We start from the raw sequence: 25,513 nt of genomic DNA on the forward strand, positions 1-25,513 counted from the left end.
TCGGTTGACGATCACGGGCGGCAACCGCTGACTCCACCCGGGGCATCCGTGCAATCCTGGACGGTATCCGGCGTGGCGTTGCCGGACGGCTCCGCCGGATCGCGGCGCGGGATGCGGGACGGACTGGGAGGCACCGACGTGACCGACGGCTGGGACTGGCGCCAGCCCGGCGGAACTCCGGGACCGGCGGGACGGCCGGCGTCCGGGTCCCCACCGGGGCCGTACGGGGGTGGCCAGACGTCGCCCTGGTGGTCCGACGCGCTCAACGACCCGTGGCGCGACCCGTACGCGCCGGCCGCGGTGGTGGTGCCGGCCGCTCCCGCCGACGGCGGCGAGCCGGAGCCGGTCACCGACCCGGACGCCCCCAATCGCCCGAGGCTGCGCCAGGTCGTGCTGATCTCGCTGATCACCGCGTTGCTGGCCGGCTCGCTCGGCAGCGCCCTGACCTACGCCTTCCTGCGCGGGGGTGGCCCCGCCACCGTGCTCGGCGCCCGTCCCGCCGAGGGCCCGGCCCTGGCCCAGCGCAAGCCGGAGTCACTGGCCGGCGTCGCCGAGAAGGTCCTGCCCAGCGTGGTCACCGTCCGGGTGGCCAGCCTCGGCGGGATCAGCGAGGGTTCCGGCTTCATCGTCAGCGCCGACGGGCACGTGATCACCAACGACCACGTGGTCGCGGGCGCCACCGGCAAGGCCACGGTGGTCTTCAACGACGGCAGTACGACCGCGGCCACCGTGGTCGGGCAGGACCCGGAGTCGGACATCGCGGTGATCAAGGTGTCCCGGAGCGGGCTCAAGCCGGTGGAGTTCGGCGACTCCGACGCGCTGGCCGTCGGCGACCCGGTGCTCGCCATCGGCTCGCCGCTCTCGCTGGCCAACACGGTCACCGCGGGAATCGTCAGCGCCCTGGACCGGACCATGCAGGCCGGTGAGCCGGGCGGCCCGGTGCGCTACTACGCGGCGATCCAGACCGACGCGGCGGTCAACCACGGCAACTCCGGCGGCCCGCTGGTCGACGGGGGCGGCCGGGTGGTCGGGGTGAACTCGACGATCAAGTCGCTGGTCGCCGACGGGCAGGAGGCCGGGAACATCGGGCTCGCCTTCGCCATCCCGATCAACCAGGCCAAACGGGTCACCCAGGAGATCATCGGCACCGGCAGGGCCCGGCGTACGGTGATCGGCGCCCAGGTGGGCGGCACGGGCGCCGCGGCCGGCAACGGCGTACGCCTCAACGCGGTGGAGCCGTCCGGCCCGGCGGCGGCGGCCGGGCTGAAGGCCGGCGACGTGATCCTGCGGCTGAACGGCCGGCCGATGACCGAGCCGACGGACCTGGTCGCGCTGGTCCGCAAGTACGCGCCCGGGTCGGTGGTGACGGTCGAGTACCGGCGGGGATCCACCCGGCAGAACGCCTCGGTGACGCTCGCCGCAGATGCGAAGTGAGCACCGGTCACCCCCTCCCGGAGCGCCCCCCGACGTGCGTAGTCTTGCCCTGACACGGACGAGGAGGCCGGAGTGCTCGACAACCTGAACTGGTGGGAGATCGGCGCGCTGCTGCTCCTGGCGCTGCTGATCTTCGGGGACCGGCTGCCCGCCGTGATCAACGACGGCCTCCGGATGGTCCGCAACCTGCGCAACATGGCCCGCAACGCCACCGGCGACCTGAGCCGCGAGCTGGGCACCGACATCCAGCTGGAGGATCTGCACCCGAAGGCGTTCATCCGGAAGCACCTGCTCAGCGAGGACGACGAGCAGGCGATCCGGAAGCCCCTGCAGAGCATGTACGACAACCTGCGCTCGGACGTCACCGGCGTGCACAACGAGCTGAAGGACGTCGCCAACGCGGCGGACCTGCGCGGCAACGGCACCCGCCCGACCACGGCCACCGGCGGCGCCGTCCCCGCCCCGGCTCCCCGCCCCAGCTACGACGACGCCACCTGACCGTCGGGCCGGTCCTGTTCCCTCGGCTCTCTGCGGCGTCCCTCGGCTCTCCAGCCGGCTCTCGCCAGCTCGCTCGCCGGGCGGGAGGTACTCGCCCGCCTCCTTTGCTCTGCTTCACTCCCGGCAACACGCTGGGCCCTGACGGGGCCTGACGGGGATCGGACCACGGGCAGCGCGAGGTGTTGCCTCCCGCTGAAGCAGAGCAAAGGGGCGCGCGGGGCAGGTCCTCGGTCGGCCGCCCGGCGTGGGACGGGCGCGGAAGCGGGATCCGGACACGCGAAAGGGGCACCCCGCCACGGGGTGCCCCTTTCGTCGTCGTCAGGCAGTGGTCAGCGGCCGGCGGGCTTGAGGCCGAGCGGCTTGCCGAGGAGGGACTCGCGCCGGACCGCCAGCCGGTCGGCGATCTGGTTGAGCGCCCTGGCGGCCGGGGCGTCCGGCTCGGCCAGCACGATCGGGTTGCCGGCGTCGCCGCCCTCGCGGACCCGGGTGTCGAGCGGGATCTGACCCAGCAGCGGCACCTGCGCGCCGATGGTCCGGCTCAGCGACTCGGAGACCGCCTCGCCGCCGCCGGCGCCGAAGACCTCCACCCGCGAGCCGTCCGGCAGCTCCATCCAGGACATGTTCTCGATGACCCCGACCACCCGCTGGTGGGTCTGCAGCGCGATCGCGCCGGCCCGCTCGGCGACCTCGGCGGCCGCGGTCTGCGGGGTGGTGACCACCAGGATCTCGGCGTTGGGGAGCAGTTGGGCCACCGAGATGGCGATGTCGCCCGTGCCCGGGGGCAGGTCCAGCAGCAGGACGTCCAGGTCGCCCCAGTACACGTCGGCGAGGAACTGCTGTAACGCCCGGTGCAGCATCGGGCCGCGCCAGACCACCGCCGCGTTGCCCGGGGTGAACATGCCGATCGAGATGACCTTCACGCCGTGCGCCTGCGGCGGCATGATCATGTCCTCGACCCGGGTCGGGCTGCCCTCGGCGCCGAGCATCCGGGGCACCGAGTGGCCGTAGATGTCGGCGTCGACCACACCGACGGCGAGGCCGCGGGAGGCCAGCGCGGCGGCCAGGTTGACCGTGACGCTGGACTTGCCGACGCCGCCCTTGCCGCTGGCCACGGCGTACACCCGGGTGCGCGAGCCGGGCTGGGCGAACGGGATCACCGGCTCCTGGCTGGCGCCGCCGCCGCGCAGCTTCGACTGGAGCTCCTGGCGCTGCTCGGGGCTCATCACGCCGAACTCGATCTCGACACCCGTCACACCCGCCACCGCGGCCACGGCCGCGGTGATGTCGCTGCGCAGCTTGTCCTTCAGCGGGCAGCCGGCCACGGTGAGCAGCAGCTCGACCCGGACGACGCCGTCGTCGCCCACCACCGCGGAACGGACCATGCCCAGCTCGGTGATCGGCCGACGGATCTCCGGGTCGTTGACGGTGGCCAGGGCGGCCTGGATCGCGTCGGAGACGGTGCTGACGGGTGCTGACATGCCGGCAATGTTACGTCGGTGGTCATCGGCGGTCGCCGCTGGCGGGGGGCGGTGTGAGCGAATCGATGGCACCGTCCAAGGCCCGGGCCGGTGGACCGGGCCCCGTCGGGCTCAGCCCTCCGGGCGGCCTTCCCGGGTCGCGAAGTCGCCGTCCAGGTCGTCGCGGGGCTCGTCGAGCGGCTCGCCGCCGCCGCCGCGTGCGGCGCGTTCCTGCTGCCGGCGTTCCAGCTTCTGCCGGCGCTGCGCCGCCTCGTCCAGCTCCTCGGCGAGCCGGGCCAGCTCGGAGCGGAGGAAGTCCCGGGTGGCCACCTCGCCCATCGCGATCCGCAGCGCGGCGATCTCCCGGGCCAGGTACTCGGTGTCCGCTTTCTGCGCGGTGGCCCGCCGCCGGTCCTCCTCCAGTGCCACCCGGTCCCGGTCCGCCTGCCGGTTCTGCGCGAGCAGGATCAGCGGCGCCGCGTACGAGGCCTGCAACGAGAGCACCAGGGTCAGGAACGTGAAGGTGTACGGGTCGAAGCGCAGGTCGGCCGGGGCGATGGTGTTCCAGGCGAACCAGGCGGCGATCACGACCGTCATGTAGACGATGAAGTTCGCCGTGCCCATGCCGCGGGCGATGCCCTCGGACCACCGGCCGAACGCCTCCGGGTCGAACCGGGGCAGCTTGACGCCGCGGGGCTCGCGCGGCTGGTCCAGCCGCTCGGCCCGTCGCTGGTCAGCCATCGGTGCCGTCCGGCTCCGCCTCGGCGGCGGACGGGCCCGGTACGGCGTCCCGGTCCCGCCAGTCGCGGGGCAGCGAGTGGTCCAGCACGTCGTCCACGGTGACCGCCCCAACCAGCCGCATGCTGCGGTCCACCACCGGCATGGCGACCAGGTCGTAGGTGGCCATCCGGCGGGTGATCTCGGGCAGCGGCGTGGTCGGCCGGAGCGGGTCGATGTCGTTGACCACCACCCCGCCGAGCAGGTCCGCCGGGGGCTCGCGGAGCAGCCGCTGGAAGTGGACCATGCCCAGGTACCGGCCGGTGGGGGTGGTCATCGGCGCGCGGGTCACGAAGACCTGCGCGGCCACGGCGGGGGAGAGCTGCTCCTCCCGGATCCGGGCGAGCGCCTCCGCGACGGTGGCGTCCGGCGGCAGGATCACCGGTTCCGACGTCATCACGCTGCCGGCCGTGCCCGAGGCGTAGCGCAGCAGTTGGCGGACCGGGTCGGCCTCGTCCGGCTCCATCAGGTCGAGCAGCACGTCCTGCTCCGGCGGGGGCAGCTCGTTGAGCAGGTCGGCGGCGTCGTCCGGGTCCATCTCCTCCAGCACGTCGGCCGCGCGCTCCCGGTCCAGCGCGGCCAGGATCTCCACCTGGTCGTGCTCGGGCAGCTCGCTGAGCACGTCGGCCAGCCGCTCGTCGTCCAGCGCGGCGGCGACCTCGTTGCGCCGGGCGTCGGGCAGGTCCTGCAGGGCGTTGGCCAGGTCGGCCGGGCGCATGTCCTCCAGCACGGCGAGCAGGTTGGCCGTACCCCGGTTGGCGGCGATGTCGCTCAGGCCGCGGACCCGGTCCCACTCGACCTGGTGCAGGTGGCCGCGGCGGGTGAGCCGGCCGGTCTGCTCGCGGACCGCGACCCGGGTCAGCGACCACTCGCCGCCCCGGCTGCACTCCATCGCCACGTCGACCACCGTGCCCGCCTGGCCGCCCGGCTCCAGCTGCACCCGCCGGTCCAGCAGTTCCTGGAGCACCAGCAGCTCGTTCGGGCGCTTCTCGAAGCGACGCAGGTTGAGGGTGCCGCTGCCGAGCACGACGGCGTCCGCGTCGATGGAGGTGATCCGGTTGATGGAGAGGAAGATCCGCCGCCGCATGGGCATCTCGGCGACCAGCCCCACCACCTCCGGCGGACGTTGGGTCGCCCGGAGCCGGGCCACCGCGTCACGCACCCGACCCACCTGGTCACCGTTCGGGTCGAAGACGGCGACTCCGGCGAGTCGGGCGATGTAGACCCGGTTCGGCGTGCTCACGGGCACCAGCCTAAAGGCCTAGTGTTTATCAACATGTCGACCTTGGCCTACGAGATCGTGGACGTCTTCACCGACCGGCCCTTCGCCGGCAACCCGCTGGCCGTGGTGTTCGGCGCCGAAGGGCTGGCCACCGAGCAGATGCAGGCGCTCGCGCTGGAGTTCAACCTGTCCGAGACGGTGTTCGTGCTGCCGCCCACACAGGTCGGGGCGACCTACCGCGTGCGGATCTTCACCCCGGCCGAGGAGCTGCCGTTCGCCGGGCATCCGAGCGTCGGCGCCGCGGTCACCGCCAGCCGCCGCGGGATGTTCGACGTGGGCCGGGTCACCCAGGAGTGCGGCGCCGGCGTGCTGCCGATCGAGGTGACCGTGACGGGCGCGACGCTCACCGGCGGCACGCCCACCCTGGGCCCCGAGCTGGACCCGGAGCCGCTGCTGGAGATGGCCGGCCTCACCGCCGCCGACCACGCCGGCCCCGCGCCGCGGGTGGCCGGCTGCGGCCTGGAGTTCCCCTACCTTCCGGTACGCCCGGACGCGGTGGCCCGCGCCCGGGTGAACGCGGCGGCGGCGGAGCGGTACGGCGTGGAGCATGTCAGCGTCTTCTCCTGGGACGCCGACACGCAAACCGCGCACGCCCGGGTCTTCGTGCCGGGCCTCGGCGTGCCGGAGGACCCGGCGACCGGCTCGGCGGCCCTCGGGCTGGGCGTCTGGCTGGTCGCCAGCGGGCTGCTCCCCGGCGAGGGGCGCTCGGAGTACGCCGTCCGCCAGGGCGTCGAGATCCACCGGCCGTCCGCGCTGGCCTGCACCGTCACCGCGGCGGGCGGGGTGGCCGTGGGGGCGACCGTCGCCGGCCAGGTGATGCCGGTGGCGCGGGGCGAGATCGCCGTCCCACCCTTCGTGGGCTGACCGACCCCCGGCCGGCGCGCCGCGGTACCGCCCACGACGCCGTGCCGGGCGATACCGTGCGGCTGACGGTCCCCGCCGGCCCGGCCGGCGGCGTACGAGAGGATGTCCGGGTGACGGACGAGCTGGACGGCCGGGAGACGACGCCGCTGGTCGACGAGGCGATGAAGAAGGCGGCCGTCTGCTGGGTGAGCGTCGGGGACGGGCCGGCGTACGCGCTGTGGTGCCTGCCGCTCGAGGGCGCGCTGCTCGTCGTCACCGGGCCCGGCGAGCAGTCCGCGCCCGGCCTGGCCGACGCCACCGAGGCCCGGGTCAGCCTCCGCGGCGACCACGGCGGACGGATCGTCACCTGGCCGGCCCGGGTGACCCGGCTGCGGCCCGGCACCGAGGAGTGGACCACGGCCGCGCCGCTGGTCGCGGCGAAGCGGCTGAACGCGTCCGGCCCCTCGGCCGCCCTGGTCGACCGCTGGGCGGCCGAGGGCTGCGCGCTGAACCGGCTGGCGCCGGCGGGTACGCCCGTCGCGGGCGCCGACCTGCCGGCGGAGTCGCTGGCGGAGGAGCCCCGGCCGGCTCCGGTGGTGCGGGCCACCCGCAAGCCGTTCCGGCTGCACAAGGTCCGCCGCCGCTGACCCCGGCGCCCTACGCACCGCCCCCGACCCGTCGCCGGCGGCGGGGCCAGGGGACGGCGCAGGCGATCGGCTCCACGGCCGGGTCGACCAGTTCGAGGACCTCGGTCAGCGAGGTCAGCGCCCGTCCCGCCCAGCCCCGCTCGGCGTTGAAGACCATGTGTTCGGCCAGGTCCGGCGCGGCCAGCCGGGCCGCCGTCATCCCGGCCCGCTCGGCGCCGGTGAGTTCCTGACTGCCGCCGTCGCCCACGTAGAGGCAGTCGGCCGGGGCCAGTTCGAGCCGCCGGCACGCGGCCAGGTAGAGCGCCGCGTCCGGCTTACAGCGCCCCACCTGCACCGAGAAGACCCGGACGTCCAGCAGCGGGGCGATCGCCAGCTGGGGCAGGAACGCCGGCAGCTCGTGCGTGCAGTCGCTGATCAGGCCGGTGCGTACGCCCCGCTGGCGCAGCCCGGCGAGCACCGGCACCGCCTCGTCCCGCAGCCGGGTGTCGGCGCGTACGGCCCGGTGACGGGACGCGACGGCGGCCCGGACGGCCCCGTCCGACGGATGCACGCCGGCCTGGTCGCAGACCCAGCGCAGGGTCGCCTCGGCGTTGCCGAGCAGCCCGCTGGCCCGCTGGTAGTAGGTGCGGTCGAGTACCTCCACCAGGGTGTCGCTCGGGCAGCCGAGCAGCTCGGCGGTGGAGCGGTGGGCCGCGCCGCGCTGGACGGACCGGGTGAGCGTGCCGAAGAAATCGAACAGCACCGCCTGGAACCTGGGCATGGGGAGCGCCTCCGGGCGTCGAGGGGGTCGCCGGCGCGGACGTGCGTGATCGTAACGGAATGCTGACGGTCCGTGCTGTCCGGCGTCGTGTGAGGATTGCTCTCCGTGTCCTCCGATCCGCACCGCCCGCCCCTGGACCCGCTGACCGTCGGCGTGGTCGTGGTTGCCGTCGCGGCCGTCTCGTCCTCCGCCCCGCTGGTCGCCTTCGCGGCCGCCCCGGCCCTCGCCATCGCGTTCTGGCGCAACCTGCTCTCGGTGGCCGTGCTCGGCCCGTTCTCGCTGGTCAAGCGGCGGGCGGAGTTCCGCGCGCTGACCGTCGGCGCCGGCCGGCGGGAGGGCCTGTACTGCGTGCTGTCCGGGGTGGCGCTGGCCGCGCACTTCGCCACCTGGATGCCGAGCGCGCAGCTCACCTCGGTCGCCGCGGCCACCGCGCTGGGCGCGACGCAGCCGGTGTGGCAGGGGCTGATCGCCCGCTGGCAGGGTCGGCGCCTGCCGGTGGCGGTCTGGGCGGGCATCGCGGTGGCGGTGGTCGGCGCGGCGCTGGCCACCGGCGCCGACTTCGGCGCCTCCGGCCGGGCCTTCGCCGGTGACCTGCTCGCCGTGACGGGCGGGATGTTCGCCGCCGTCTACACCGCCTTCGGCGAGCGGGCCCGGGCCACCATCAGCACCACCACGTACACCACCATCTGCTACGGCGTCTGCGCGGCGATCCTGCTGGTGGTCTGCCTGCTCGGCGGCGTACGCCTGCACGGCTACGACGGCGCCACCTGGCTGGCCGTTCTCGGCCTGGTGGCGGGCGCCCAGCTGCTCGGCCACTCGATGTTCAACTACGCCCTGCACCGGATCTCCGCCACCACGGTCAGCGTGCTGATCCTGCTGGAGGCCCCGGGGGCGGCCCTGATCGCCTGGGTGTGGCTCGGCCAGCTGCCCCGGCCGCTGGCCTTGCCGGGGCTGGCCCTGCTGCTGGCCGGCGTCGCCGTCGTCGTGCTCGGCGGCTCCCGCGCCGGCCGCCGCACCGAGCCGGTCCCCGTCCCCGCCGACGCCGCCCCGCTCGCCGACTGACGCGACCGGCGCCCGCGACCACCGTGGGACGTGGCGGCCACACTTTCCCGGAGAGTGTGCCCATTCGGCCACCCGAGCCACCGCTTTCGGTGAGAGTGCGGAGGGTGGGGGCGCGAGAGGTGCGGCGGGGCGACGACGAGGCCGATCGGGGCACGCTCGTCACGCCCTCGGCCGAGTTCCCGCCGCTGGGCCCCGAGGAACGGGCGGCGCTGAGCCGGATCGGGGAGCGCTGGCGTGCCCCGCGCGGCCCCGACGAGCTGCCCGTCGACCCGACCCTGGGCCGCAACCGGCCGGGCCCGACGCCGAGCCGGTTCGGGCGGCTGACGCCGATCGACATGTTCACCGTCGAGGAGCCGGACGAGCTGGTCGCCGCCGAGCCGGCCAACCTGCCCGGCTCCCGGGCCGGGCGGATGCTCACCCGGCTGCGCCGGGTGCTGGTCGGCCCGCCGCTGTCCAGCTCCGCCGTGCTCTACGAGCGGATGCGGAAGGTCGTCGCCCTGCCGATCCTCTCCTCCGACCTGCTCAGCTCGATCGCGTACGGGCCGGAGGCGATGCTGGCTGTGCTGGTGCTGGCCGGCAGCGCCGCGCTCGGGCTCTCCCTGCCGCTGGCCGCGCTGCTGGTGGTGCTGATGATCGCGGTGGGGCTGTCGTACCGGCAGACCATCCCGGCCTACCCGCACGGGGCGGGGTCGTACATCGTGGCCAGTGACAACCTGGGCACGACAACCGGACTCGCGGCGGCGGCCGGGCTGATGCTCGACTACGTGCTCACCGTGTCGGTGTCGATCGCGGCCGGGGTGCACGCGGTAACCTCGGCGCTGCCCGGGCTCGCACCGGCCACCGTGCCGCTCGGGGTGCTGGCGATCGCCGTGCTGCTCGCCGGGAACCTGCGCGGAGTGCGGACCGCCGGCAACATCTTCGTGCTGCCCACGTACGCCTTCGTGGTCGCGGTCCTCGCGTTGCTGGTGATCGGCTATCTGCGCGCGGCGGGCCGGGGCTTCACGGCGGTGCCGCCGCCGACGGTGCCGGCGGTCGAGGGGCTGGGCCTGCTGGTGGTGCTGCGGGCGTTCGCCTCCGGCGCGGTGTCGATGACCGGCATCGAGGCGGTGTCGAACGCGATACCGGCGTTCCGGCGCACCGAGTGGCGCAACGCCCGCACCACGCTCAGCTGGATGGTCGCCATGCTGGTAGTGCTCTTCGTCGGGCTGGTCGGCCTGATCCACCTGAACGGCCTGGCGCCCCGGCCGGGCGAGACGATCCTGTCCCAGCTCGGACGGGTCACCTTCCCCGTCGGCCCCTGGTACGCCCTGCTCCAGGCCGCCACCGCGCTGATCCTGCTGCTGTCGGCCAACACCGCCTTCAACGACTTCCCCCGGCTGCTCTTCTTCATGGCCCGGAACGGACACGCACCCCGCCGGTTCCTGCATTTGGGGGACCGGCTGTCGTTCAACAACGGCCTGGTCGCGCTCGCGCTCGCGGCGGCGGTCATCTTCGCCGCCTTCGGTGGCAACACCGAGGCGCTGATCCCGCTCTTCGCGGTGGGTGTGTTCCTGGCGTTCACCCTGTCCCAGGCCGGCATGGTGGTGCACTGGCGACGCCATCGCGACCGGGGCTGGCGGCGTCGGCTGGCCATCAACGCGGTCGGCGCCGCCCTGTCCGGGGTGGTCCTGCTGACCGCCGGGATCGGGAAGTTCGCCGAGGGCGCCTGGGTGGTGGTCATCGCGGTACCCCTGCTGGTGCTGCTCGCCCGCCGGATCCAGCGCCACTACGCCACGCTGCACCACGCCCTGGCGCTGCACCCACCGCCGTCTGCCGGACCCGCGCCGCCCCCGTCGGCGTCCGGGTCCGCGCCAGGTGGCGCGCCGCCGGGACCAGCGGGGTCCGCCGAGGGGGAGGAGTTGCCCCAGGAGGTACGCCACCTGGTGGTCGTGCCGGTGGCCCGGCTGAACCGGGCGTCGCTGCGCGCCCTGGCGTACGCAGCGTCGCTGGGCCAGCCGACGCTGGCCGTGCACATCGCTCCCGAGGAGGCCGAGTCGGACCGGTTCCGCGAGCAGTGGCGGGCCTGGGGCGACCACCTGCGGCTGGAGACGATCGTGTCGCCGTACCGGGCGGTGATCGGGCCGCTGGCGCACTACCTGGAGGCGCTGCACGCCACCCGGCCGGAACTGACCCTGACCGTGATCGTGCCGGAGGTGGTGCTGCGCCGCCGCTGGCACCGGCCGCTGCACAGCCGTGCCGAGAAGCGGCTGCGCGGTGCCCTGCGAGCCCTGCCCGGCGTGGTGGTCACCAGCGTCCCGGTCCACCCTCCCGAGTGAGCCTCACAGGTACGCCGCGAAGTGCTCGACCACCAGCGCGGCGGGCGGTTAGGGACGAGCAGTCGCTCGAGGCGACTACGGCTCGGCGTCCTGGGAAGTCTCGACGAGTCCCTGTTCACGGCGGGCGGAGGTTCGGTGTCCAGCAGTGCCAGCAGTCCGGGACAGCCTCCGCGCCGGTTGATGTGGCTGCACAGCCGTCCCGTCCTGCTGTTCGCGTTCGCGTTCGCGATCATGGCCGACCCGGTTTCCTCGGTGGCGTATGCCATCGAAGCCGCGCTGCGGGCACTGAACGGCGACCTGTCGTTGCTCCTGCCCACGATGTGCCTGGTCCTGGGCTTGATCGCGCTGGTGATCCTCAACTACCACCAGCTGGTGGCCCGGTATCCGCAGGGCGGCGGCGCGGCGGCCGCCGCGGGGGACGCGTTCGGCGAGGCCTGGGCGTTCGTGCCGATGGGTGCGCTGATCGTGGACTTCGTGCTCACCATCGCCATCAGCTGCGCTGCGGCGGCCGCCGCGCTGATCGCGTACCTGCCGGCCCTGGCGCCGTGGCGGGTACCTCTGTCTCTTGCGCTCATCGTCGCCGTCGCGGGCCTGACCTGGTTCGGGCATCTCGGCCGGGCGGTGTTCGCGACCATGACCGTGGGATTCATTGCGGCGGCCCTGCTGGTGCTGGTGTACGGGGCGCTAGCCCAACCTCATCCCACCGGCACCATCAATCCGACGCCGCCCCACCCTCCGCCGGTGGCGATCGCGCTGGCGTTCCCGGTCGCCATGGCCCTGGCAACCGGAGTCGAAGCCCCCTCATCGGCAATCGCTCAGCTCGGCCAACTCGTTGGCGCAGGACGGCGCCGGTTCGGGCGAATCACCCTATGGCTGACCCTCGGCATCGTCGGCACCATCACGCTCGGCCTGACGATCGAGGCCAGCCGGCTGCGAATCGGCGAACCGCCCGCGAACACGACACAGCTCGCCGAGCTGGCCCGCGCCGCCGCGCCGGCCCCGCTGTTCGCTGCATTCCAGCTCATGACCGCACTGCTGCTCCTGGCTGCCGCCTGCTCCTCCTTCCAGGCCGGACCCGGGCTGCTCAAGGCGCTCGCTCGCCAGACTCTGTCCGAGGGCCAGACAACCGGGATCCTGCCGGCTCCGCTGGGACGTACGAACGTTCACCACACCCCGTTCTGGGGTCTACTGCTGTTCATCGCCATATCGGCTGTTGTGACGGTCGCGGCCAACGGACGTGAGCAGCGGCTGGTGGCCTTCTACGCCGTTGCGGTGTTTCTGAGCTTCCTGGCCGGTCTGACCGCGATGGCGGTGTTTTTCCGTCGCGACCGGCGGCCTGTGCAGCTCGCGGTCAGCCTCGTAGGTGCTCTCGGAGTCGCCTTCACGTTGGCGGTGAACCTTGCCCGCGGCTACCCGATCGCCTCCCTGGCCGCCGCACTGCTCGTCGCCGCAGTGTTCTACCAGCTATGGGTACGGGCAGGTCGGCCACGCGGAATCGCCGGGGCCGTGACCAAACCAGACTGAAGCGTGGACAGTTCAGCAAGAGCCCGACATGCCAAGATCAAGTCTTGTTCTTCCCACCGACCCGTGATGAAGTGAGGGGGAGGGGCCGGTCAGACGTCGTGGACCTCCAGCAGCCGGGCGGTGGGGGCCGCGTCGCCCAGCCGGGCCCGGAGCGCGGCCCGCTCCGGGTCGGCCAGGTACCCGTCGTGACCCGCCCGCGAGGCGAACCGGATCACGTGCACCTCGGTCCGCCCGTCGCCGGTACGCAGCCGCCGCTCCAGCCGTCCGCCGTGCCGGCCGAGCAGGGTGAGCACCTGGTCCTCGTATCGCTGACCGGCCTCGACCGCGTCGGCGGCCAGCTCGACCAGCGCGACTAGTCGCAGCGCGGCGGCCGGGTCGTCGACCAGCGACTTCCAGAAATGGTGGTCGACGTGCCCGCCCGGGATGCCGTCGCGGATGCCGGTGTCGGAGTAACCGTGCCGCCGGTAGAAGCCGGGCGCCTGGAACGAGAAGGACGACACCGAGATTTCGGTGCAGCCCCGGCGCCGGGCCTCCTCCTCGGCGGCCCGCAGCATCCGGCCGCCCCAGCCCTGGTGTCGGCGGTCCGCGCGGACCCACATCGTGTTGAGCCCGGCGCGGCCGCCCCAGGTCCAGCCGGTCAACCCGCCGACCAGCTCACCGTCGGCGTCGGTGACCCGCACCGAGAGTTCTGCCTCGTCGTCGGTGTCGGTAGCGGCGTTGTTGAACGCGGTCAGCTCCCGCCCGATCCGGGCCTCCAGCTCCGCGTCCGCGCCGCCCACCCGCATTGTCGCGCCGTCGGCGCGACCCGTGTCGGCGCTGCCGGTCCCAGTGGCGTTCTCCGTGGTCATGGCGCGGAGTGTGGCAGCGGTCCGCGGCCGGACGCCACCGGAAAACCGTCAGCCGGCGATGCCGACGGCCTTGGCGCTGGCCGTCCAGAGCCGGGCGGCGAGCCGCGGGTCGGCCGCCTTGGCGAGCGGCCGGCGCGGTCGCCGGTCGTGGTAGTAGCCGCCGTCGACCAGCCGGGACGGGTCCTGGTTGGCCAGCCAGACCAGCGTCTCCGCGCCCTTCTCCGGGCTGCGGAACGGCAGCAGTCGCATGCCCAGCGCGACCAGCCGGCTTTCGTTGCCGAACCGGGTCCGCACCACGCCCGGGTGGAACGAGTACGCCGGCACGTCCGGCCAGCGCCGGGCCGCCTCGGCGGTGAAGAGGATGTTCGCCTGCTTGCTGGTCCCGTACGCCTGCATCGGTCGGTAGCGGCGCAGCGCGGCGTTGAGGTCGTCGGGGTCCAGCGCCCCGCTGCGGTGCGCGCCCGAGGCGGTCACCACCATCCGCCCGATCCGGTCGGCGAGCAGGTTGCTGAGCAGGAACGGGGCCAGATGGTTGGCCTGCATGCTCAGTTCGAAACCGTCGACCGTGGTCGCCGGCTGGAGCACGATGGCGCCGGCGTTGTTGGCCAGCACGTCGATCCGGTCGTACGACTCCCGCAGCCGCCCGGCGAGCCGGCGGACGTCGTCGAGGACGGCGAAGTCGGCGCGGAACAGCTCCGGGCGGTCGCCGCAGGTCTCGCGGACGCGGTCCCCGGCCGACTGCAGCCGGGCCGGATCCCGGCCGACCAGCACCACCCGGTCGCCCCGGCGGGACAGGTCGACGGCGGCGGCCAGTCCGATGCCGGAGCTGGCGCCCGTCACCACCACGGTCCGACGCCCAGTGAGATCTTCCACAGGTCCATTCACCCCGGTCACGGCACGAGGTTACCGTGACGTCACCACGCCCTTTGGGATCGTTAAGTTTTCGGCTTTTCATTCATCGGCGTCGGCGTGCCCGCCGGACGCTGGAAGGAGCGCATCCATGGCCGCTGTCGGTCGCCCCCGCCGGTCCTGCCTCGCGGTACCCGGTTCCAGCGTCAAGATGCTCGGCAAGGCCCAGGGCCTGCCGGCCGACCAGGTCTTCCTGGACCTGGAGGACGCGGTCGCCCCGCTGGCCAAGCCGGACGCCCGGAAGAACATCGTCGCCGCCCTGAACGAGGGCGACTGGGCCGGCAAGACCCGGGTGGTCCGGGTGAACGACCTGACCACGCCGTGGACGTACCGGGACGTCATCGAGGTGGTCGAGGGCGCCGGCGCGAACCTGGACTGCATCATGCTGCCGAAGGTGCAGAACGCCGCCCAGGTGCAGTGGCTGGACCTGACGCTCACCCAGATCGAGAAGACCCTCGGCCTCGAGGTCGGCCGGATCGGCATCGAGGCGCAGATCGAGAACGCCGCCGGCCTGGTCAACGTCGACGCCATCGCCGCCGCCTCGCCCCGGGTGGAGACCATCATCTTCGGCCCGGCCGACTTCATGGCCTCGATCAACATGAAGTCGCTGGTGGTCGGCGCGCTGATCCCGGACTACCCGGGCGACCCGTACCACTACATCCTGATGCGGATCCTGATGGCCGCCCGGATGCACGACAAGCAGGCCATCGACGGCCCGTTCCTGCAGATCCGGGATGTCGACGCGTTCCGTGAGGTGGCCAAGCGCTCGGCCGCGTTGGGCTTCGACGGAAAGTGGGTGCTGCACCCGGGCCAGATCGACGCGGCCAACGAGGTCTACTCCCCGGCCCAGGCCGACTACGACCACGCGGAGTTGATCCTCGACGCGTACGAGCACTACACCTCGGAGGCGGGCGGCAAGCTCGGCGCGGTGATGCTCGGCGACGAGATGATCGACGAGGCGTCCCGCAAGATGGCCCTGGTGATCGCCGCCAAGGGGCGCGCGGCCGGGATGACCCGTACGTCGACCTTCACCCCGCCGTCGGAGTGAGCGCGGCCCGCCCCCGTCGGGGCGGCGCAGGGGGCCGTCCCGGCCGACCGGGACGGCCCTTCCCTGTCAGTAGCTGCGGCTGCTCGTGTCGCCGTTGGTGACCGCGATCACGATCACCACGACGTAGAAGGCGATCAGCAGCGCCAGCAGGCCGGTGAGGATCCAGCCGACGATGATGGCGGCCTTGGCCATCCCCTCGCCCTGCTCGCCGGTCTCGCGGATCTGCTTGCGGGCCACGTGGCCGAGGATCGCGCCGATCGGCGCGGTGATGCAGGAGGCGATGCCGACCAGCGAGAGCACCAGCGCCACGATGGCCATGGTGTTGGTCCTCGCCGCAACCGGGTAGCCGTACCCCGGGTAGGCCGGCGGCGGGTAGCCGGCCGCCGCGTACGGGTCGGCCGTGGGTTGCCCGCCCGGCATCCCGGCGTACGGGTTGGTCGGGGCGTACGGGTCGGCCGAGGTCGGCTGGGTGGGGATCGGGCTGCCGCCCATCGCGAGGGTCGGGTCGGCGGGCGGCGTGGACTGCTGGCCGGGTGTGGACGGGTCGTGCCAACCACCGGGCGGCGGGGGATAGCTCATCAGGTTTCATCTCCGTTGGCTGCGGGTGCGCCGTCAGGGTAGCCAGCCCTTCCCAAAACCGAGCACCCCCTTTCCGGGTGCCGCGTTGCCCGGAAGGTCCACAGCGGGCAGGATCGCGGCATGGCACTTGACGCGCGTGGTGGTCGACCGAGACGGAATGTGAGCCGTCCGGGCCTGGTCCGGCGCAGCCGAGGCACCGCCCCGGCGGGCTCCGCCGACCAGGACCAGCCGGCGCCGCTCGCCGAACCGGTCACCATGCGCCTCGACGGCCGGGTCGCCCTGGTCACCGGGGCGGGCAGCCCGGACGGCATCGGCTACGCCACCGCCCGCCGGCTGGCCGACCTGGGGGCCCGGGTCGCGATCGTCTCCACCACCCGGCGGATCCACGAGCGGGCCGGCGAGCTGGGCGTGACCGGCTTCGTGGCCGACCTGACCGACGAGTCGGAGGTGGGCGCGCTCGCCGACGCGGTGGCCGAGCAGCTCGGCGACGTCGAGGTGCTGGTCAACAACGCCGGCCTGGCCAGCCGGGCCAGCCCCGAGGTGCTGCGGCCGGTGGTCCAGCTCAGCTACGACGAGTGGCGCGGCGAGATCGACCGGAACCTGACCACCGCGTTCCTGTGCAGCCGGGCGTTCATCAGCGGGATGGCCGAGCGCGGCTGGGGTCGGATCGTCAACCTGGCGGCCACCGCCGGCGCGGTCAACGCGCTCCCCACCGAGGCCGCGTACGCGGCGGCGAAGGCGGGCGTGGTCGGGCTGACCCGGGCCCTGGCGATGGAGATGATCGCCGACGGGGTGACCGTCAACGCGGTCGCCCCCGGCACCATCTACACGGCGGCGTCCACGATGGCCGAGATCAAGCAGGGGCTCGGCACTCCGGTCGGCCGCCCGGGCACCCCGGACGAGGTGGCCGCGGCGATCGCCTTCCTCTGCTCGCCGGCCGCGTCGTACATCACCGGTCAGATGCTCGTCGTCGACGGCGGCAACAGCGTCCGCGAGGCGGAGTTCCGCTGAGGCCGGCTCAGTTGTAGGAGCCGCCGCCGTCGGAATTCGCCCAGAACGCCACGGCGATCCAGCCGCAGCAGGCGAGCAGCCCGATGGCGGTGAAGACGTAGCTGAGGATCAGGCCCCAGGTGGCGAGCTGGTCGCCCTCCTCGCCGGTCTGCCGGATCTGCCGCTTGGCCAGGTGGCCGAGGACGATGCCGGCTGGGGCGAAGACGAAGGCGAAGACCAGCGACAGGATGGCGAGGACGTTCGGTCCGCCGCGCGGTCGCGGTCCCTCGCCGGGCGGTCCGTACTGCCCGTACGGCGGCTGCGGGGCGTACGGCGGCTGTTGTCCCCACTGCGGCTGCTGCCCGTACGGGTCATGGTGGGGCGGCTGGCCGTAGGACGGCGGCTCGTACGGCGACGGGGGCTGGTCCGGCTCCCCGGGTGGTGGATGGCTCACCCTCGCTCGCCCCCCTTCGTCCCAGCTCAACGGCCTTCTCTCTTGCGGACGCTACCCGCAGCGGTGAACCTTTTCACAGCGGTTGTGTGGACTGGTCACCTTGGCCTCGCCGGTCGCGGGACCGATACTTACCCAGCGTTCAGTTACCCACGAGTAATGCGCCGATCCCCCGGAGGCTGAGATGGCCCGACTCGCCCAGACGCCCGGCCTGACCGATGTGCAGCGGTCGATCCTGGAAACCGTCCGGGAGTTCGCGGACAAGGAGATCATTCCGCACGCCCAGCGGCTGGAGCACGCCGACGAGTACCCGACCGACATCCTGGACGGGATGCGCGAGATGGGGCTCTTCGGCCTCACCATCGACGAGGAGTACGGCGGGCTCGGCGAGTCCCTGCTCACGTACGCCCTGGTGGTCGAGGAACTCTCCCGCGGCTGGATGTCGATCTCCGGCATCGTCAACACCCATTTCATCGTGGCGTACCTGATCTCCCAGCACGGCTCGGCCGAGCAGAAGGCCCGGCTGCTGCCGAGGATGGCCACCGGCGAGGTGCGCGGCGCCTTCTCGATGTCAGAACCGGAGTGCGGCTCCGACGTCTCGGCGATCAAGTCGAAGGCGGTCCGCGACGGAGACAACTATGTGCTCAACGGCCAGAAGATGTGGCTGACCAACGGGGCGTACTCGTCGGTGGTGGCGACCCTGGTCAAGACCGACACCGGCGCGGACTCGGTCTACGGCAACATGAGCACCTTCCTGTTGGAGAAGGAGCCCGGCTTCGGCGAGACCGCCCCCGGCCTGACCATCCCCGGAAAGATCGACAAGATGGGCTACAAGGGCGTCGAGACCACCGAGATGGTGCTCGACGGGGTCAGCGTCCCGGCCTCCGCCGTCCTCGGCGGCGAGGAGAAGGTCGGCCGCGGCTTCTACCAGATGATGGACGGCATCGAGGTCGGCCGGGTCAACGTCGCCGCCCGCGCCTGCGGCATCTCGATCCGCGCCTTCGAGTTGGCCGTCGCGTACGCCCAGCAGCGCCGGACCTTCGGCCAGCCGCTCGCCAAGCACCAGGCCATCGCGTTCAAGCTCGCCGAGATGGGCACCAAGATCGAGGCCGCCCACTCGCTCATGGTCAACGCGGCCCGGCTCAAGGACGCCGGCCAGCGCAACGACGTCGAGGCCGGCATGGCCAAGCTGCTCGCCTCCGAGTACTGCGCCGAGGTCGTCCAGGAGGCCTTCCGCATCCACGGCGGCTACGGCTACTCCAAGGAGTACGAGATCGAGCGGCTGATGCGGGAGGCCCCCTTCCTGCTCATCGGCGAGGGCACCTCGGAGATCCAGAAGACGATCATCTCCCGCGGCCTGCTCAAGGAGTACAAGCTCTGACCGGCGCGCCGGTCACCCGCCGGCCGGCTCGACGGCCGGCTCCGGCGCGGTGACCGGCAGCCCGACCGCCAGCACCTCCGGGCGCGTCCGGAAGTGGTCGATCGCGGCGAGCAGCAGCTCGTCGGCCACCGCCACGCTCCGCCCGCCCACCACCGGCGGCAGCGCCGGCGGCTGCCGGACGCGCAGCCACACGCCGTCCGCCCGGCCGTCCTGCGTGTGCAGCCGGGCCCCGTCGACGTCCGACCAGGCGTACCAGCGCCGGCCGTGCCGGATCCCGCTGGCGGTGAGCGCCAGCCGGCCGGTGACCCGGACCTCGCGGTAGGCGAGCCGTCCCAGTCCGACCGCGACCGCGACCAGCAGGCCGGGCCGCGCGATCCGGGCCCACCCCGGGTCGTCCGGGAGCAGCGAGATCAGGCCGACCGCCAGCGTGGTCGCCATGGTCGCGTCCGCGGCGAGGTCCACCCACCCCGCGAATGACCGGCCGGCCACCAGCCCCGGCTCCGTCGCGTCCCGGCCGGCCGCCCGCGCCCGCCAGACCAGCCGGCCCGTCCGCTGCGGTCGCCACCGCTTCTCCAGCAGGTGCGCCCCGGTCACCAGCCACACCACGAACTGGACGTCGTCCAGGTCGGACTGCCGCGCCCGCAGCAGGCCGGCGGCGGCCACCGCCGCCACCGCCGCGGCGACCGCGAGGGAGAGCAACCGGCGGGGCCAGAGGTCGTCGTGCCGGACGTACACCGCCGGGCCGGGTAGGGACACGGTCGCAGGGTAAAGCCGGACCGCCAGTCGCCGCCGTCCCGCTCAGGAGGGGGCAGCGGCGGGGGCCGTCGGTCCGTACCGTACGCCCGTGCCCACCCCGCTCCGCCGGTCCCCGCTGCCGCCGATCCTGCTGGTACTCGTCCCGCTGTCGCTGCTCCAGACGCTCTGGCGGCTGCTCCCGCTCCCCGACGCCGATGCACCCAGGGTGATCAACGGAGTGCTCGTCCTGCCACCCGCCGGCTGGCTGGAGGTCGTGGTCGTCGCCGTCGCGTGGACCTGGGCGGTGACCGCCGGCGTCGCTGCCCTGGCCGGTGCCGACCGGCCGCTGCGGCGAGCCCTGCGGCTGCTCCCCACCGTCTGCGGTGTGCTCTTCGCCGCCCTGGCGGCGGTGCTCGTCGCCTTCCTCCTGGTCGGGCTCGTCCTGCCGGCCGCCGAGGAGATGATCTGGGTGGTCGTCGCGCTGCTCGCCGTGCCGGTCGGCGCGCTCCTCGTGCGGCTGGGGCTCGTGCTGCCGCTCACGGTCTTCGAGGACCTGCGGGGGATGGCGGCCGTCCGGGCGGCATCCGCCGGAGTCAGGGGCTACGGGGTGAGCATCGCCATCCTGCTCCTGCTCGGCGTGCTCGGCCCCGCGGTGCTGACCGGCTGGGCGTGGGAGCGGGCCGGACCGCTGGTGGACGGACGGCTACCCGGCCTCGGGCTGTGGCTGGCGCGGGACGTGGTCCTGGTCCTGCTGGCGGCGCTCCAGGCGGGGACCTTCGTCGTGGCGTACCGCAATCTTCCCCAGCCACGGCTGGCTGCGCTGTCGCCGGCGTCGGGAGCCGAGGGGCGCGTTCCGCGCTGGGCGGGGCTGGGGTTCGCCCTCGTCGCCATGCTGCTGCCCACGCTCGTGACAGGTGGTGTGGTGACGACGGGGTTCCTGACCGAGCTCTCCGTCCGGCCCGGCCCGCTCCCCCGCAATCTGGTCGCGCTCGGCTGGCCGGCCGGGCGCCATCCCGTCATCCTCACCTACCCCGCCATCTACGACTGCCTCGACGACGAGTGCCGCGCGACGAGGCGGACGAAACTGCCGATCAGCCTGGCGAGCCCGGAGGGCGCGGTGATCGCCGCGGACGGGTCGGTCTACGCGCTGACCGGCAACCGGCTGACCTACTGCGACCCGCGACGAACCTGCCGCAGCGCCCCGAGTCCACTCGACGCCCTCGCCGGGGATTGGGAGGCGGCGGCCATCGCCCTCGCCCCCGACGGGCAGATCCTCATCGGCATCGCCGCACCCGCTCTGGACCGGGGGGACGGTCAGCTACGGCGGGAGGACTCGGAGGTGGGTCTCATCCGCTGCCGTGATGTCCACTGCACGGCACCGGACATCACCCGACTCGGAGTGGCGCAGAACGGGTTCGCCGACATGTCCTCCGCCTACTACCGCCGCTTGCTGGTCGGCGTGGACCGGAGGGGCCGGCCGGTCGTCGCCTACCGCCCGACGGGTGGCTCGATGGTCTGGGTGGGGCGGTGCGACACACCGGGTTGCGCCAGCGCACAGCTCGCACTGCTGGGGAGCCCGGAACAGCCCGGCTTGCCGACCGAGGAGGAACTGGCGTCGCTCCACTTCGACCGTCTGGTGCCCCCGTGCGACCGGTGTACCAGCGCGGTGAGCGCGACCGTCGACCGTCCCGGTGGTGGCATCTACGCCGTCGCGATCACCTACGGCCGCCCCGACGTGCGCGTTCGAATCGGCGAACGAACGCTGCTGCCGCGTCGCGCTGTGCTCTGGAGCTGCGCGGACTACCGATGCTGGTCGCCTCGGGAGGTCCCCCTGATCGAGGCGCAGGAATGGTCCAGCAACGTCCCGGGCCCGTCGTCGGGTGACGCCTTCCTCCTGGCGGCGAACCCGGACGGCCGGGTGGTCGTGGCCCGAAGGGCCGCGGCTGACCAGATCGTCACGGTCCGGCCCTGATCCGCGCGATCGTGCAATGGTCAGTGGGGCCGCGATGGCCACTTCACCACGGCATCGGCGTGGTCGATGCCGTGCCTAGCTGTCCGAGCCGCGGTATGAGAGCGCCAGGTGTTGGCGGGCGCGGGCGACCAGTGCCGCCGGGTCGTCGGCGTAGAGCCGGATCTCGGTGACCGGCTCGCTCGGCCCCTTGGGCAGCGGGACGGAGAGCGGCTCGCGTAGGACGACGTCGACGCTGGTCTGGCTGCCGGTCACGACGTTCAGGACCGTCCCCGCCTCGTCCGATTCGACTCGGATCGTCCGGCTGGAGGGCAGCGAGCGGTATCGGGCGTCGACCCGGGCGACGGCCGTCCAGGGCACCAGGAAGTCGACCGTGAAGCCGTTGCGGACGCGCAGACCGGCGGCGTCGGCGACGTGCGGGTGGATCCGCAGGCTGGCGAAGAGGCCGATCATCCAGAGCAGACCCCAGATGCCGAGCGCCAGCGCGGTGTGCCGCACCGACTGCCACGGCACGGTGTGCCGGAGGATCAGGTCGAAGATCGGGATCTCGATCGCGGAGAGCGCGATGAAGGCGCCCAGGATCGGCTTCACCACCCCGACGTAGCTGAACGCCTCGGCTTCCGGCGCGAGCGCGAGGGGCCGGCGCAGCAGCCAGCGGTAGAGACTGCGCCACATGCCCAGCTCGTACGCGACCGCGCGACGCAGCAGCTCGACGGGACGACTCTGCTTCCGCACGGTCACCTGCCCTTCAGAACTTTTCCATTGCAGTTGCAACGTAACGTCCGCCCGACGGCATGTCAATGCAGTCGTATTGTGAAAGCATGGGAGCATGCCGAAACGGGTCGACCACCGGGAGCGCCGCAAGCTGATCGCCGACGCGCTGATGCGGGTGGCCGCGGAACACGGGCTGGAAGCGGTCAGCCTGCGGCACGTGGCGACGGAGGCCGGCGTCTCCTCCGGGATGGTGCAGCACTACTTCCGCACCAAGGACGAGATGATGACCTTCGCGCTGTCGGTGGTCCACGAGCGCTCCGAGGCGCGGGTGATCCGAGCTGTCGCCGGGCTCGGCGACGCCCCCTCCCCGCGTGCGCTGCTCCGGACCATGCTGGTCGAACTGCTGCCGCTCGACGAGTCGCGCCGGGCGGACGGGCGGGTGGCGCTGGCGTTCCTGGCCTACACGGCGGTCCGTCCGACCGTCGCCGCCGCGCTGCACCAGGAGACCGCCGGGCTGCTGGCCTTCATCGCCGGGCAGATCCGCATCGCGCAGGCGGCCGGGACGGCCGACCGGCACGTCGACCCGGACCGTGCCGCGGTCGGGCTGCTGGCGATCCTGGAAGGGCTGGGGGTCTACCTGCTCGGCGGACACTACTCACCGGAGACCGCGCTCGCCGCCCTCGACGCCCAGCTGGACCTGGTCCTCGGCCCGGACGAACCGGGGAAGTGACCGGCGCGGGCCGGCCGCTCAGCCGAGCCGGGTCAACCCGCCGGCCGCCCGTTCCACGATGAGGCACCGGTCCTCGACGTAGTCGATACCGGCCTCCTCAGCGATCCGCCGCGCCTCGGCCGACACGATGCCGAGCTGCAACCACACCGCGGGGGCGCCGATCGCCACCGCCTGCCGCGCCACGTCGACCGCGTCCCGGGCGGGGCGGAACACGTCGACCAGGTCGACCGGGTGCGGGATGTCGGCCAGCGACGGGTACGCCTTCTCGCCGAAGAGTTCGTCCACCGTCGGGTTCACCGGGATGATCCGCCAGCCGTACCGCTGCATCTGCAACGGCACGCTGTGCGCGGCCTTGCCGGGGTCGCGGGACGCGCCCACGACGGCGATCACGGCGGAGTCGGCGAGGATCTGCTGAGCGGTACGCACCCCGCGACTGTAGCGCCGGGCCGCCCTCAGAGCAGGGTGAGCTGCTCGGACGGGGTCGCGGGCGCCGGCTCGGGCAGCCGCCGATTGTCGCCGACCTCGGCCCGGTGCAGCCCGTGCCGGCGGGCCGCGATCCGCACCCGCGCGGTCAGTTCCCGCTGGTACGCCTGCGGCGCGTACGCGCCCGCCCGGTAGAGCTGGCGGTAGCGGGGGATCAGGTGCGGGAACTCCCGGGCCAGCCAGTGCGCGTACCACTCGCGGGCGCCGGGGCGCAGGTGCAGGGCAAGCGGCGTCACGCTGGTCGCCCCGGCGGCGGCGACCGCCGTCACCGTCGCCTCGACCGACTCGTCGTCGTCGCTGAGCCCGGGCAGGATCGGCGCCATCAGCACCCCCACCTCGAACCCGGCCTCGGTGAGCTGGCGGACGGCGTCCAGCCGTCGTTGCGGGCTCGGGGTGCCGGGCTCCACCTTGCGCCACAGCTCCTCGTCGACGAAGCCCACCGAGAAGGAGAGGCCGACCCGGGTGACTTCGGCGGCCTGGCGCAGCAGCGGCAGGTCCCGCAGGATCAGCGTGCCCTTGGTGAGGATCGAGAACGGGTTCGCGAAGTCGCGCAGCGCCTCGATGATCGGCGGCATCAGGCGGTAGCGCCCCTCGGCCCGCTGGTAGCAGTCCACGTTCGTGCCCATCGCGACGTGCGCGCCGCGCCAGCGCGGGGCGGCCAGCTCGCGGCGGACCAGCTCACCCGCGTTGACCTTGACGATCACCTTCCGGTCGAAGTCCGCCCCGGCATCCAGGTCGAGGAAGGTGTGGGTGTTGCGGGCGAAGCAGTTGTGGCTGACCACCCCGTTGGCGATGAAGTCACCGGTGCCCGTGGTGATGTCCCAGAGCGGGAGCTCAAGCCCGAGCGACTCGATGCTCACCACCCGCAGGGCTGCCTGGCACCTGAGCGCCGCGCCCTCGATCGACCGTTTGCGGGTGATCGCCGGATCGGTCAGATGGAAGAAGCGCAGCCTTTCCGGCAGACCACCGGTCAGCCGGATCTGGCGCACCCGGTTCGGTCGGTCCGGATCCTCGAGCACCGAGGTGAACCCGAAGTGGCTAAGGGCATCCGCGGTGTAGTCGAGGATGTCGTCGTCGCCGTTGCTGATCCGGAAGATGCCCCTGCTGCAACTGCCCTCGGCGTCGAAGATGCCGGCCAGGAAGCCCAGTCGCCAGTCGTCGGTCGGCTCCTCCGGCCAGCGGATCAGCTCGGAGATCGCCTCGACGTCGCGTTGCTTCGAGGTGCGGATGGCGGTGATCGCCCGTCTAGTGGCGCTGACCGCACTGAAGGAGAAGCGCCGCGTTTCGACCCCCGCATCGGAGAGGAAACGCTCCGTACGGCGCAGCGCCTCGTCGTCGGCCAGGGCCAACCGGAACCGGTGCACCTTCCCGGACGGATATGAATAGCTGCCGAGGTGAGCGTCGCCCCGGACCATGCCGCAGAGGTAGCCCCGCCGGTAGTCGGCCGAGTCCTTGGGACCGGCGGCGAAGCGGCCGGTGCCGACCAGCCGGTTGCTGGTCGTCAGGTAGGGGCGCTGTCCGGCGCCGGCCATGGTGCCGGTCACGTACTTCCAGCCCCGGTCGGAGAGGAAGCGGTGGTCGCCGCTCGCTACCAGGGTCGTGCCGTCCTGCAGGGTGACCCGGTAGGCCGGCTTCACCGTCGACCACTTGTCGAGGACGGTGGTGACGACGTAGCGGCGGTAGGTGCCTCGCCGCTCGGTCCCGTAGATCCGGTCGCCCGGCTTCAGCTCGCTGATCGGTTTCGTGCGCCCGTCCGCCATCAGGATCGGCGTGTCGCCAGCCACGCAGTACACACAGGCATGGGAGCAGCCCCGGTACGGGTTGATCGTCCACTCGAACGGGACGCGGGACTCGCCGGGCACCCGGTTGATGATCGACTTTGCCCGCACCTCGTAGAAGGTCATCCCGGCGAAGCCCGGGGTGTCGAACGTGCGGGCGATCGCGCCGGGGAGCGCCAGCGGCAGGGGTGGAGCCGCTGGCGCTGCCCCGTCGGGAATCCCCTCGTCCGGGGGAGCGGAGAGGTTCTCCCAGCGCATGACCCTCATTCGAACACGTGTACGAACCATGTGCAAGTGAC

Annotated in this window: 24 protein-coding genes; 12 read left to right on the forward strand and 12 right to left on the reverse strand. The window is 73.0% G+C overall.

Translation table 11 applies throughout. The annotated features are described in order from the left end of the window. The first annotated feature begins 123 nt into the window (after positions 1 to 123). Positions 124 to 1,434, forward strand: coding sequence for a S1C family serine protease (locus EV384_RS07335; RefSeq protein WP_207232565.1), 1,311 nt, complete (start codon positions 124 to 126; stop codon positions 1,432 to 1,434). A 72-nt stretch (positions 1,435 to 1,506) separates the two neighbouring features. Continuing rightward, positions 1,507 to 1,932, forward strand: coding sequence for a twin-arginine translocase TatA/TatE family subunit (locus EV384_RS07340; protein ID WP_130331320.1), 426 nt, complete (start codon positions 1,507 to 1,509; stop codon positions 1,930 to 1,932). Between the two features lie 329 nt (positions 1,933 to 2,261). Here the strand turns inward: EV384_RS07340 and EV384_RS07345 are convergent, their stop codons facing one another. The 3 genes from EV384_RS07345 to EV384_RS07355 all read right to left on the reverse strand — a co-directional run bounded on the left by EV384_RS07345 (position 2,262) and on the right by EV384_RS07355 (position 5,409). Continuing rightward, positions 2,262 to 3,410 carry an Mrp/NBP35 family ATP-binding protein gene (locus EV384_RS07345; RefSeq protein ID WP_130331322.1) on the reverse strand — a complete coding sequence of 383 codons (1,149 nt, stop codon included), beginning with the start codon at positions 3,408 to 3,410 and terminating at the stop codon, positions 2,262 to 2,264. A gap of 111 nt (positions 3,411 to 3,521) precedes the next feature. Beyond that, on the reverse strand, positions 3,522 to 4,130 hold the full coding sequence (locus EV384_RS07350) for a DUF1003 domain-containing protein (protein ID WP_130331324.1): 609 nt from the start codon (positions 4,128 to 4,130) through the stop codon (positions 3,522 to 3,524). Beyond that, positions 4,123 to 5,409, reverse strand: a complete 1,287-nt coding sequence (locus tag EV384_RS07355) for a magnesium transporter MgtE N-terminal domain-containing protein (RefSeq protein WP_130331326.1) — start codon at positions 5,407 to 5,409, stop codon at positions 4,123 to 4,125. Before EV384_RS07355 ends, EV384_RS07350 begins: the two co-directional genes overlap by 8 nt. A 33-nt stretch (positions 5,410 to 5,442) precedes the next feature. Here EV384_RS07355 and EV384_RS07360 point away from each other — a divergent pair, with 33 nt between their 5' ends. Next, a complete protein-coding gene (locus EV384_RS07360) occupies positions 5,443 to 6,312 on the forward strand; it encodes a PhzF family phenazine biosynthesis protein (RefSeq protein WP_130331328.1) in 870 nt (289 codons plus the stop codon). Between the two features lie 161 nt (positions 6,313 to 6,473). Then, positions 6,474 to 6,938 (forward strand): hypothetical protein, encoded by a 465-nt coding sequence (locus EV384_RS07365; RefSeq protein WP_207232566.1) that lies wholly within the window; start codon positions 6,474 to 6,476, stop codon positions 6,936 to 6,938. A 10-nt stretch (positions 6,939 to 6,948) separates the two neighbouring features. On the opposite strand, the gene EV384_RS07370 is transcribed toward EV384_RS07365, so the two are convergent. Further along, positions 6,949 to 7,698, reverse strand: a complete 750-nt coding sequence (locus tag EV384_RS07370; RefSeq protein WP_130331332.1) for an HAD family hydrolase — start codon at positions 7,696 to 7,698, stop codon at positions 6,949 to 6,951. A 105-nt stretch (positions 7,699 to 7,803) separates the two neighbouring features. On the opposite strand from EV384_RS07370, the gene EV384_RS07375 reads away from it, so the two are divergent. The 3 genes from EV384_RS07375 to EV384_RS07385 all read left to right on the forward strand — a co-directional run bounded on the left by EV384_RS07375 (position 7,804) and on the right by EV384_RS07385 (position 12,599). After that, entirely contained in the window at positions 7,804 to 8,760 is a 957-nt protein-coding gene (locus tag EV384_RS07375) for a DMT family transporter (RefSeq protein ID WP_130331334.1), read from the forward strand. 104 nt (positions 8,761 to 8,864) lie between these two features. After that, positions 8,865 to 11,075: an APC family permease gene (locus EV384_RS07380; RefSeq protein ID WP_242623973.1), complete on the forward strand. Its 2,211-nt coding sequence runs from the start codon at positions 8,865 to 8,867 to the stop codon at positions 11,073 to 11,075. Between the two features lie 135 nt (positions 11,076 to 11,210). After that, positions 11,211 to 12,599, forward strand: a complete 1,389-nt coding sequence (locus tag EV384_RS07385) for an APC family permease (RefSeq protein WP_207232259.1) — start codon at positions 11,211 to 11,213, stop codon at positions 12,597 to 12,599. 89 nt (positions 12,600 to 12,688) lie between these two features. Here the strand turns inward: EV384_RS07385 and EV384_RS07390 are convergent, their stop codons facing one another. Together EV384_RS07390 and EV384_RS07395 are read right to left on the reverse strand one after the other, a co-directional pair. Continuing rightward, entirely contained in the window at positions 12,689 to 13,447 is a 759-nt protein-coding gene (locus tag EV384_RS07390; RefSeq protein WP_242623974.1) for a GNAT family N-acetyltransferase, read from the reverse strand. 48 nt (positions 13,448 to 13,495) lie between these two features. Continuing rightward, positions 13,496 to 14,320 carry an SDR family NAD(P)-dependent oxidoreductase gene (locus EV384_RS07395; protein WP_130331336.1) on the reverse strand — a complete coding sequence of 275 codons (825 nt, stop codon included), beginning with the start codon at positions 14,318 to 14,320 and terminating at the stop codon, positions 13,496 to 13,498. A 127-nt stretch (positions 14,321 to 14,447) separates the two neighbouring features. Here EV384_RS07395 and EV384_RS07400 point away from each other — a divergent pair, with 127 nt between their 5' ends. Beyond that, positions 14,448 to 15,404, forward strand: a complete 957-nt coding sequence (locus EV384_RS07400) for an HpcH/HpaI aldolase/citrate lyase family protein (RefSeq protein ID WP_130331338.1) — start codon at positions 14,448 to 14,450, stop codon at positions 15,402 to 15,404. A gap of 66 nt (positions 15,405 to 15,470) precedes the next feature. Here the strand turns inward: EV384_RS07400 and EV384_RS07405 are convergent, their stop codons facing one another. Further along, positions 15,471 to 15,983: a DUF4190 domain-containing protein gene (locus tag EV384_RS07405; protein WP_130331340.1), complete on the reverse strand. Its 513-nt coding sequence runs from the start codon at positions 15,981 to 15,983 to the stop codon at positions 15,471 to 15,473. Positions 15,984 to 16,103: 120 nt separating this feature from the next. On the opposite strand from EV384_RS07405, the gene EV384_RS07410 reads away from it, so the two are divergent. Next, on the forward strand, positions 16,104 to 16,994 hold the full coding sequence (locus tag EV384_RS07410) for an SDR family NAD(P)-dependent oxidoreductase (RefSeq protein ID WP_130331342.1): 891 nt from the start codon (positions 16,104 to 16,106) through the stop codon (positions 16,992 to 16,994). 7 nt (positions 16,995 to 17,001) lie between these two features. Here the strand turns inward: EV384_RS07410 and EV384_RS07415 are convergent, their stop codons facing one another. Next, on the reverse strand, positions 17,002 to 17,427 hold the full coding sequence (locus EV384_RS07415; RefSeq protein WP_130331344.1) for a DUF4190 domain-containing protein: 426 nt from the start codon (positions 17,425 to 17,427) through the stop codon (positions 17,002 to 17,004). Between the two features lie 181 nt (positions 17,428 to 17,608). Between EV384_RS07415 and EV384_RS07420 the strand changes: the two genes are divergently transcribed. Then, complete coding sequence (locus EV384_RS07420; RefSeq protein ID WP_130331346.1) at positions 17,609 to 18,805, forward strand: acyl-CoA dehydrogenase family protein; 1,197 nt, start codon at positions 17,609 to 17,611, stop codon at positions 18,803 to 18,805. Positions 18,806 to 18,817: 12 nt separating this feature from the next. Here the strand turns inward: EV384_RS07420 and EV384_RS07425 are convergent, their stop codons facing one another. Next, on the reverse strand, positions 18,818 to 19,561 hold the full coding sequence (locus EV384_RS07425; protein WP_130331348.1) for a hypothetical protein: 744 nt from the start codon (positions 19,559 to 19,561) through the stop codon (positions 18,818 to 18,820). A gap of 88 nt (positions 19,562 to 19,649) precedes the next feature. Between EV384_RS07425 and EV384_RS07430 the strand changes: the two genes are divergently transcribed. Then, positions 19,650 to 21,512: a hypothetical protein gene (locus EV384_RS07430; protein WP_130331350.1), complete on the forward strand. Its 1,863-nt coding sequence runs from the start codon at positions 19,650 to 19,652 to the stop codon at positions 21,510 to 21,512. Between the two features lie 75 nt (positions 21,513 to 21,587). Here EV384_RS07430 and EV384_RS07435 read toward each other — a convergent pair whose 3' ends face one another. Further along, positions 21,588 to 22,250 carry a hypothetical protein gene (locus EV384_RS07435; RefSeq protein ID WP_242623975.1) on the reverse strand — a complete coding sequence of 221 codons (663 nt, stop codon included), beginning with the start codon at positions 22,248 to 22,250 and terminating at the stop codon, positions 21,588 to 21,590. A gap of 88 nt (positions 22,251 to 22,338) precedes the next feature. Here EV384_RS07435 and EV384_RS07440 point away from each other — a divergent pair, with 88 nt between their 5' ends. Further along, positions 22,339 to 22,953 (forward strand): TetR/AcrR family transcriptional regulator, encoded by a 615-nt coding sequence (locus EV384_RS07440; protein ID WP_130331352.1) that lies wholly within the window; start codon positions 22,339 to 22,341, stop codon positions 22,951 to 22,953. An 18-nt stretch (positions 22,954 to 22,971) separates the two neighbouring features. Here EV384_RS07440 and EV384_RS07445 read toward each other — a convergent pair whose 3' ends face one another. Then, positions 22,972 to 23,379: a CoA-binding protein gene (locus EV384_RS07445; RefSeq protein ID WP_130331354.1), complete on the reverse strand. Its 408-nt coding sequence runs from the start codon at positions 23,377 to 23,379 to the stop codon at positions 22,972 to 22,974. A gap of 26 nt (positions 23,380 to 23,405) precedes the next feature. Then, positions 23,406 to 25,472 carry an intein-containing Rv2578c family radical SAM protein gene (locus EV384_RS07450; RefSeq protein WP_130331356.1) on the reverse strand — a complete coding sequence of 689 codons (2,067 nt, stop codon included), beginning with the start codon at positions 25,470 to 25,472 and terminating at the stop codon, positions 23,406 to 23,408. Positions 25,473 to 25,513: the final 41 nt, after the last annotated feature.

The sequence above is a fragment of the Micromonospora kangleipakensis genome (assembly GCF_004217615.1).
In the GTDB taxonomy this organism is placed as follows: Bacteria; Actinomycetota; Actinomycetes; order Mycobacteriales; family Micromonosporaceae; genus Micromonospora; species Micromonospora kangleipakensis.